The following is an 8534-nucleotide window of genomic DNA, read 5'->3' as shown; positions in this document are numbered from 1 at the left end:
ACCGCCCACCGCGGCACACCCCGACCCCCGGGACGCGGCCACCCCCGCGCGGGCGACGGGGCGGTCCCGTTCTGCCACCACACCCGGGCGCCGACCGACAGCCGGCCAGGCCCTGCCGGCGGCGACCAGCACCCGTTCGAGGGCCTTGGCGGCTTCGCCACCATGCAGCAGGCGATCACCACGGCGACGGAATCCGGACGCCCCCGCTCCGGCCGGGCCGCCGACGTCGCCTCCGGCGCCTTGACCGCACTCCCCGACGTGGCCCGAACGCCCGCCCGGGGGTCTGTTTCGCTCCCGCTACGCCGCGACGACCGGTCCCTGGTCCCCGGATCAGTCCATGCCCTGCCGGCCCTACGCCTTCGCCGTCGCCCGGGGTGTGAGGCCGGTGTCAACCAAGTCGCAGCGCGACGCGACGACGTCGGGGGCGGCGGATTGCAACTCGTCGCATTTCAAGGTGGCGTCGACGTACTCACGGTCCCCACTCGGCAAGCCCTCCGTGAGCACGGCGACGCGGAACGTGTAGCGGGGTCCGGTGCTGGCAGGATCCGGGATGCAGGCCCCGCCGAAGAACACTCTCTCGATCGTGACCTCCTCGCTGTAGTAGCCGGTAGGGCAGGTGTAGCCGTAGGCCGGGTCGGCGGCATGGGCCGGGGCCTGAACGGCGGTCACCGTCCCGGTGGCAAGGAGGAGCGCTGCGGCTCCCATGCCGATCGGTTTCATGGCTTCACCTCTCTATACAGTCACTCTGAGTATTTGAAACGCTACCCTGGATTCGCCCGCCTGTCCGCCCGGGGCTTCCAGGTCCGGGGGCTACCGGTCCAGGTCCGGTCCCAGCGCCCCGCGCCTTGAACTGGGGTGTCGCGAACCCCCAGGACGGGTGGGCGGGGTCACCCGCCCGGAGCCGCTCGTGCCGCGTCAGACGATCGTCGGGTTCTACCAGGCGAGCAGGATGTAGCCGGGACCACCGTCGTGTCCGCCGGTGACGGTGACGACCGCGCCCGACGACCGTCCGGCCGCCGGGCAAGCCGGTTCACCAGCGCAGGCGCCGCGCCACTGCGGCCGAGTTCGAGTCCGTCTGCCGAATGCAGTGACTCCGGCGGTCGGAGTAGGTCATGCTGAGACCGGGCCGCCCCGCACCCCCCCTCGTCGAACTGGCCGTTCACCAAGGAGAGTTGCATGGCGGCCCACTGTGCGGGCAGGGAGTGGAAGCGGCATGGGTACGCGCCCCCGGCGCACCCCCCTCATCGTGATCGGCTGCACCACTTGACGCAATGACGTCCACGCACCGGGGGCGGGCCATCGACACGCTCATCCACCAAGGGAGCACAGCATGCGCATCAGGAAGACTCTCGCCGCCCTGGCCGTCGTCACTTCGACGATGGTCGGCGTGGGCGTCGCATCCGTCGGCACCGCGTCCGCCTCCGACAGCGGCTCCGACAGCGCCACCAGCAACAACGGCGCGTGGTACCAGGTGTACGCGAACGGCCCGACCGTCGGGTGGCACGTCAACGCGGGCCGCACCGACGAGCGGTTCTACCTGACCGCCGGAGACACCTGCGGCCACACCTACAGCTGGAACTGGAACGACGTGGCCGACGCCGGGACGAACAACGCGTGGTGGCAGTTCGCGTGCAACCTGTCATGGGCGAACCTGTACCCGACCAACAACGGCAGCCAGTCCGGCCGGACCGTCTCGCGATGATCCACGTCGCAGACACCGTCATCCCGCTGCCCGGCGGCACGACGGGCGGCTGAGCGCCGCGCGCCGGCTGGTACTTCCTCACCGCCGGCCGGCCTCGCCCCTGCACCGATACCTGTACCAATACCTGCACCGATCCCCGCTGCGGTCGTTGTGGGACGCACTCCGGAGGTGACGGCACCGGGTGTCTCCCGGGGCCGTCACCGACCGGGCGCGGCGCCCGCTGAACAGCCCGGCGGTGCGGTCCGACCGGCCTGGACGACGAAGGAGCCGGCCAGGCACCGGCAGAAACGCGGTGCCCGGCCGGCTCCCGGCCGGCTGTGTCCCGGGAGACGGGGCTACGGCGCCGGGCTCAGCTTCTTCCACGGCCGGCCGCCGTTGGCCTCCGCCGTGCCGGGGGTGGCGGTGGTGTACCACTGGGCGTACCAGTAGTAGCCCTGGTACTTCACGAACGCGGCCGTCGAGGCGGCCGGGTCGCCGGTGAGGAGGTGGGTCTCCCGGACGGTGGCTCCGCCGGCGACCTCGATGTCGCTGCCGTTCGCGGAGCGGAGCTTGAACAGGCCGTTGTGCTTCGGCCCGCCGGGGGCCCCCTCACTGCCGTTGTCGGCGATCGGGACGAGCCGCCACTTCTGCTCGTTGCGTCCGTTGCACGCGAGCGAGGCGATGTCCTGCCGGGAGGCGGTGGCGGTCAGGCACCTGCCGCCGCCGGAGACGGTGTACAGGCCGCCGCCCGCGTCCTGGATCCGCCAGTACTGGTTGGGGTTCTGGTCGTTCAGCTCCACGAGGTGCGCGCGGGACTGGTCGGGGTTGTTGTCGATCATCATGGGCTTCCCGGTCTGGCTGTCGCCGTACTCGAACATCCAGCCCTTGTCGCCCTTGTCGTACATCCGCCACAGCCGGCCGCCGTCGGGCCGGTAGACCTGGCCCTGCTTCCAGTCCGGGGCCTGGCAGGAGCTGCCGGCCGCGGGGGCGGGCGGGGCCACCGTCCGCACGTCGCGGCGCTGGTCCCCGGTCGAGCCGTACTCCCGTCCGCCGATCTTGAACGTCACGTTGGACGGCCCGGTGACCGGCAGGTAGTACTTCAGGTCGATGTCCCGGGACTTGCCCGGCGCCAGGTCCTCGCAGTAGCCGAGGGTGAGGGTGAGCCGGTGGAAGTCCCCCTTGAGGCCGCCCGTGTTGGGGCCGGTGTGGCCGGGCACGAGGCCCTTCATCTCCTTGTAGTCGTTGTCCTTGACGATCGGCGGCATCGAGGTGGGCAGGTCGAGGGCGATCTCGGTGCCCTGGGCGAGGGTGACGCCGGAGTTGTTGGTGATCCGCAGCTTCGGCTGGACGGGGTAGAAGTCGTTCTCCCCGGTGGGGAAGTCCACCAGTTCGGCCTTCACGTCGATCACCTCGGCCGGCTGCGGCCGGCCGCCCGCCTTGGTGCTGCCGGCGGCGCCGGCGCCCTTGAAGGCGTTGTCGAGGCGGGTGGTCAGGTCGTAGCCCATGCCCCATTCCCCGCCCTGGCGCTGGGCGTAGTCGCCGGCGAGCTCCCAGATCATCGCGCCGCCGATGCCCTTGTCGACGATGTAGCGGGCCTTGGCGTCGATCGACTTCTCGTTCTCGGTGGAGAGGAACACCTTCTTGGCGTCGTTCCACAGCCAGGGCGACTGGAGCGCGTCCGAGTACTTCGGCGCGTAGGTGCCCGTCAGCTGCCCGGTCGGCAGGCCGGTGTCGACGCCGTAGGACCTCAGGTAGCCGGGGGTGCGGCCGTCCTGGAGGTTCTTGGTGTGCCACAGCGGGTTCGACCCGGCGCCGACCTCCCGGTCGTTCTCCAGGTCGTGCCAGAGGTTGTCGATGCCGACCGCGCCCCGCCCGCAGGACTGCGCGTTGGCGGGCCCGCGGCCGCCGGTGCCCAGCGGGCACTGCGCCTGGTCCGCCATCGCGGCCGTGCCCCAGAGCCCGTCGGTGCCGCCCTGGACGTCGCGCCAGCCGCGGGAGTAGTACGGGACGCCGAGGTTGATCCGGCCGGCCGGCAGGGCGCCGCGGTAGTAGTGGTAGGCCCAGTCGGTGTTGAAGTAGCCCTCCTTCTGGAAGTCCTTCGTGTTGGGCGCCTGGTCGTTGTAGATCCCGGCGTCGGCCAGTTCGTTGTCCTTCCCGTCGTCGTAGAGCGGGGCCTGCGGGCCGACGAACTTGTTCCAGGAGCCGTGCAGGTCGTAGGTCATGACGTTGACGTAGTCCTGGTACTGCAGCGCCTGCCCGGCGTCCAGCCCGCGCACGAGGTAGCCGGAGGAGGAGCCGGCCGAGGTCAGCAGGTAGTAGCGGCCCTTGTCCGCGCCCGACCGGTCCAGCTTGGTCCGCAGCGTCTTCATCAGCGCGTTGTAGCCCTGCTGGAGGCCCTTGCGGCGCGGGTTGGAGACGTCCCAGTCCAGCGGGTTGCCGGTGTTGGGCAGCGCCGTCGGGTACTCGTAGTCGATGTCGACGCCGTTGAACCCGTACTGGTCCAGGAAGGCGCTGACGGAGTCGGCGAACGCGTCGATGCCCGGCTGGTTCACCGAGCCGTCGGCGTTGGTGGTCATCGCGTAGAAGTTCCGGGTGCCCGCCCAGCCGCCGACCGAGATCAGCGTCTTCACCGCCGGGTGCTGCTTCTTGTACGTGTTCAGCAGGTTGAAGTGCCCCTTGTACGGGAGGGACGGATCCATGGCGTTCTTCTCACCCGGCCAGCTCAGGCCGGTCGCCGGGTTGGCCGGGTCGTTCGGGTCACCGATGCTGATCCGGTTGTCCTGGACGTCGGCGAACGCGTAGTTGACGTGCGTCACCTTCGACCAGGGGATGTTCGACGCCAGGTACTTCGGGTCGCCGTTCACGCCCGCGCGCCACCCGGTGAAGTAGCCCACCACGCGCCGGGTCCGGTCGTTGCCGACCCACTCCCGGCCCGCGCCGTCGTACACGTCGCAGTACCGCGCCGCCACGCCCGGAGTGGGCGTCATGCCCTCGGGACGGCAGTCCCCCGAGGCGGCCGGCTTGGTGCCGCGCCCGTCCGGGGAGGCGTCGAACGGGTCGCCCGCGTCACCGCCGTCGGGCTGGCCCACCGGGCGGGCGGACAGCTGCCACTTCTGGGCGTCGGACCGGTTGCAGTCGTAGATCTGCAGCGGCCGGCCGGTGTCCGAGCCGGGGACGTCCAGGCACTTGCCCGAGTTCGGGTTCCGCAGCTCCTGGCGCGCCGAGTAGATCCACTTCTGGGCGGCGGAGCCGTTGCACGCGTACAGCTGGACGGCCGTCCCGTTGTCGGCGCGCCCGGCGTCGACGTCCAGGCACTTGGCCAGGGCCTGCAGCGTGCCGTCGGCCGCGACCGTCCACGCCTGGCCGTCGGAGCCGGCGCAGTCCGCGAGCCGGATCGGGGTCCGGTCGTCCCGGCTGCCACCGCGCGGCTCGACGCACTTGCCGCCCAACCCGCGGATCGTGCCCACCTGCGTGCCCGTCCCGCTCTCCCGGAACTTCCACCGCTGGGCCTGGTTGTTCGCGTCACAGGCCGTCACCGCGAGCGCGGCGCCCGCGGCGCCGGCGGTCAGACAGCCGCCGTCGGCACCGCTGACCAGGGTGTACCAGCCGGTGCCGGTGCCCTTCGGCTGCCACACCTGGTTGGCGTTGCCCTCCTGGGCCTGGATGAGGTGGGTGGTGTGCGGCCCCGGATCGTGGTCGACGACCATGTCGGGCTTCGCCGACGCGGCGATGCGCCAGTTCCCGCCGCCGAGCGAGCGCATCACCCACCGCTGGGCGCCGGAGCCGTTGGGCTCGTACGCCTGGACGCTCGTACCGGCGGCGGTGCTGCTGCCGCTGAGGTCCACGGCCATGCCGGTGGCCGAGCGCAGCTCCACCTGCTGGCCTTCACGCGGATCCGTGCCGGAGGCCGGGTCGCGGGGGGTGATGATTACGTCGCCGGGGTACTCGATGTTCCAGTACTGGGTCTCCTGGACACCCTTGGCGCAGAAATCGTTACTGACCCAGTTGAGGTCCCTGGAGCGGTTCCCCGGGTCCTGTGTGAGACACCTGCTGTTCTCGCCGATGGACAGTGCGACCCGGCCGTCGGCCGCCTTCGACACGTACCAGCCGGTCTCCTTGGGGCCGATGTTGGTCCAGTTGTTGTAGCGGTCCAGGTAGCGCCCGTCGTGCTGCACCGACTGCAACGAGATCTGCGAACCCACGTTGTGGAGCAGCCACCGCTGGCTGGCCTTCCCGCTGTCCGGGCGGGTGACGAGGTAGTCGTCGAACTTGTCGGTCTCGGTGTCCAGCACCTCCCCCGTCCGGGCGTTGCGCAGTCGGACGATGCCCTCACGCACCGCAGAGGTGTCCGGAGTGACCTTCATACCGTCGTTCGAACCGGCACAGTTGAAGATGTACCGATCGGAGCCGGACGCCGCCTTGCCGAACTCGGTCAGGCAGCGCGACAGTGCCTGCTGCCCGAACGCGTTGGGATGGATGGCCTCCTGGACGTCGCCCTGCTTCGCCGTCGCCCACTTCTCCCAGCCCGGAAGGTAGGGGACCCAGCGCACCCACTCGGCCTTGTCCATCGGCAGTGGGGCGCCGTTGCTGTTCGCGCTCGTCGCCTGCTGCGCGGTGTTGGCGCACAGCTCGTGTCCGGCGAAGGCGTTCTGCACGTCCAGGAAGCGTGCCCCGGCCGTCCCGGCCGCCTGGCGCAGCATCTCGCCGATCCGGGGCACGACGGAGGTGTGGGCCCAGTCCGCGTCGACCTTGAGGAACGGGCACCCGCCCGTCACATAGCGGCTCTGGTCGACCGCCCCGCCTTCCGAGGTCTGGCCCTCGCCGTAACGCAGTGCGTCCTTGCCGGGAAGCACGTTCGGGTAGGACTGGAGCACCAGCTCGTAGTTCGACTGTCGGGCCCGGAGCATCGTGGCTCGGACCGCGGTCAGCATCTTGACGATCTCGGCCCGTACGGTGTTGAGCTTGCCCGCGAACTCGCCCTCCTTGGCCCGGGAGCAGGGCTGTTTCAGGGTGGCGTCGGCGACGAAGTAGGCCACCCCGCAGTTCGCAACGATGCCGCTGAAGTCCAGGTCGTTGCCGCCAATGGACACCACGACCAGGCGGATGTCGTAAACGGCGGCAAGGTCGGCCAGTTGCTCGACCTGTGGCTTCTGCCCCTTGAACCCGTCGGAGAGGATGTTCTTGGTCGTCGCCCCGGAGCAGGCGAGGTTGAAGCGTCGCTCCGGCGGCACGTCCGCGTACTCCGTCCCCTTGATCGGCGCCACGTCCGAGCGATCGCACCGGTTGCCGTTGAAGTCGTAGGACGTCGCATCGTACACGCAGTCCTGCCCCGTCTGGCACCGCGACCGCCGGTCGGTCCCCCAGACGTCCCCCTCCTCCTTCGTGTTCGCGTTGCCCGCCCAGCGCCCGCCCTCGCCAGAGATGTAGCTGTCCCCCAGCGACACGATGGCCGGTTGCTTCCTGCTGCAGGCCTTGCCGCGTGCGGCGGTGGAACGGGCAACAGGCTGCGCAGGGGCGCAGTCGCGCTCGAACAACACCGCGTGGTGATCGGAGTAGGGGGTGACCAGACGATAGGCCTGGTACTCGTTCGGGGGCAGGGAACTGCTGATCGCGTAGTCCAGGTTCTTTCCCTTGCCGTCATCGAGGTCAGGGCGCGGGGCCGGGTACGTCGCCCCGTCGGAATGCACGACGTGTGCCCCGCCCAGGTCGGCGGGCGTCCACGACGTCGCGGTCCTGTTGAAGTCACCGAGCACGGTCCAATTGTTGGGGCTCGCGTCCTCCCTGGCCGCGGCGATGCGATTGCCGGTGTCGTTACGGTCGTTGGAGGTGTTCGCCCCGTGCACGCTGTAGAACCACGTGCCGTCGGGAAGCCTGATGCCGAGCATGGGCTTGGGGGTACCCGGGACCTCGTTGTTCTGATCGTTGAGGGCCTGGCCGATGACATGAACGTTGTTGACGTCGAACGGGATCGCCAGGCCGCGGTCGACCACGAAACCGAGGTTCCTGGTGGCGTTCCCGTTCCGAGTGGCGAGGAAGATCAGGTCGTATTTCTTCGCCTCGGTGAACGGCTCCTCGCACTTGGTCACCGTCCATTCCGTCTTGACGTCGGTGTTGACGCCCTGCAGGTCACGGCCCAGGGTGACGAACTGTTGGGGGTTGGCGGGGCAGGGAACGGTGCTGCCCAACTCCTGGAGCGCCATGACCTGGGGTGCGTCAGTGGTGTTCAGGAGGTCGGCCTCCAGATTCCCGCCCTCGCCCCTCCAAGTGCCGTCCCAGCGGTCCTGGTTCTGCATGTTGAACGTGGCCGCCTTATAGGAATCCATGGCGGCGACGGCGGGCGCCCCCTGCGTGACCGCGAGGGCCTGCAACAGGCCCACGGTCAGGGTGAGGACGAGTGTCGCGGCGACTCGACGCCAGATGGTCGGTCGACATCGTGGAATCCCGCTCGGGGGGTGACTGCCACGCATTGACGTGTGCTCCACGTCTTTCCTTCCGTTGACGGCACAGGGAAGTCGAGACTTTACGAAGCAGGAATTGATATTTGATCAACGCTTGTGTTGACGCCGGAGGCCGTGTGCGAGCCCGGAGGGCCCGTGGCGTCGGCGCGGTCCTGGACACGCCCTCCGCTGCCCCGGACGCCGGGGTCGACGGTGCGTTGATGCGCTGTCTACGCAGTCCTGCGGGCGTTCGGGCGTCTCGCCGCTGCAGACGGGTGGGGGGCGCTGTCCGGGTCGAACCGCATCCCCATCGAGCGGATCCCGGTGGTGCCGCTGTCCGGGGCGGTGACCCGCGGGGGAGTCGGCGGGGGGGCGTACCCCGGCGGGGGTGGGTGGCGGTCGGGTGTGAGGGTGCT

Annotated in this window: 3 protein-coding genes; 1 reads left to right on the top strand and 2 read right to left on the bottom strand. The window is 69.9% G+C overall.

Annotation, left to right across the window (positions count from 1 at the left end):
- Positions 1 to 351: 351 nt before the first annotated feature.
- A complete protein-coding gene (locus ACFV6I_RS02715) occupies positions 352 to 720 on the bottom strand; it encodes a hypothetical protein (RefSeq protein ID WP_380423346.1) in 369 nt (122 codons plus the stop codon).
- 610 nt (positions 721 to 1330) lie between these two features.
- Here ACFV6I_RS02715 and ACFV6I_RS02710 point away from each other — a divergent pair.
- Positions 1331 to 1702, top strand: a complete 372-nt coding sequence (locus ACFV6I_RS02710) for a hypothetical protein (RefSeq protein WP_063351872.1) — start codon at positions 1331 to 1333, stop codon at positions 1700 to 1702.
- A gap of 335 nt (positions 1703 to 2037) precedes the next feature.
- Here ACFV6I_RS02710 and ACFV6I_RS02705 read toward each other — a convergent pair whose 3' ends face one another.
- The gene (locus tag ACFV6I_RS02705) at positions 2038 to 8004 is read right to left on the bottom strand and encodes a glycosyl hydrolase family 18 protein (RefSeq protein ID WP_380423345.1); all 5967 of its coding nucleotides are present in this window, start codon (positions 8002 to 8004) and stop codon (positions 2038 to 2040) included.
- Positions 8005 to 8534: the final 530 nt, after the last annotated feature.

The organism is Kitasatospora sp. NPDC059803, assembly GCF_042732255.1.
In the GTDB taxonomy this organism is placed as follows: domain Bacteria; phylum Actinomycetota; class Actinomycetes; order Streptomycetales; family Streptomycetaceae; genus Kitasatospora.
This window is presented reverse-complemented; position numbering and strand designations above follow the sequence as displayed.

Excerpts from the sequence above, each read along its gene's own strand:
- ACFV6I_RS02715 (WP_380423346.1), bottom strand. The coding sequence starts at position 720 with ATGAAACCGATCGGCATGGGAGCCGCAGCGCTCCTCCTTGCCACCGGG.
- ACFV6I_RS02705 (WP_380423345.1), bottom strand. The coding sequence starts at position 8,004 with ATGGATTCCTATAAGGCGGCCACGTTCAACATGCAGAACCAGGACCGC.
- ACFV6I_RS02710 (WP_063351872.1), top strand. The coding sequence starts at position 1,331 with ATGCGCATCAGGAAGACTCTCGCCGCCCTGGCCGTCGTCACTTCGACG.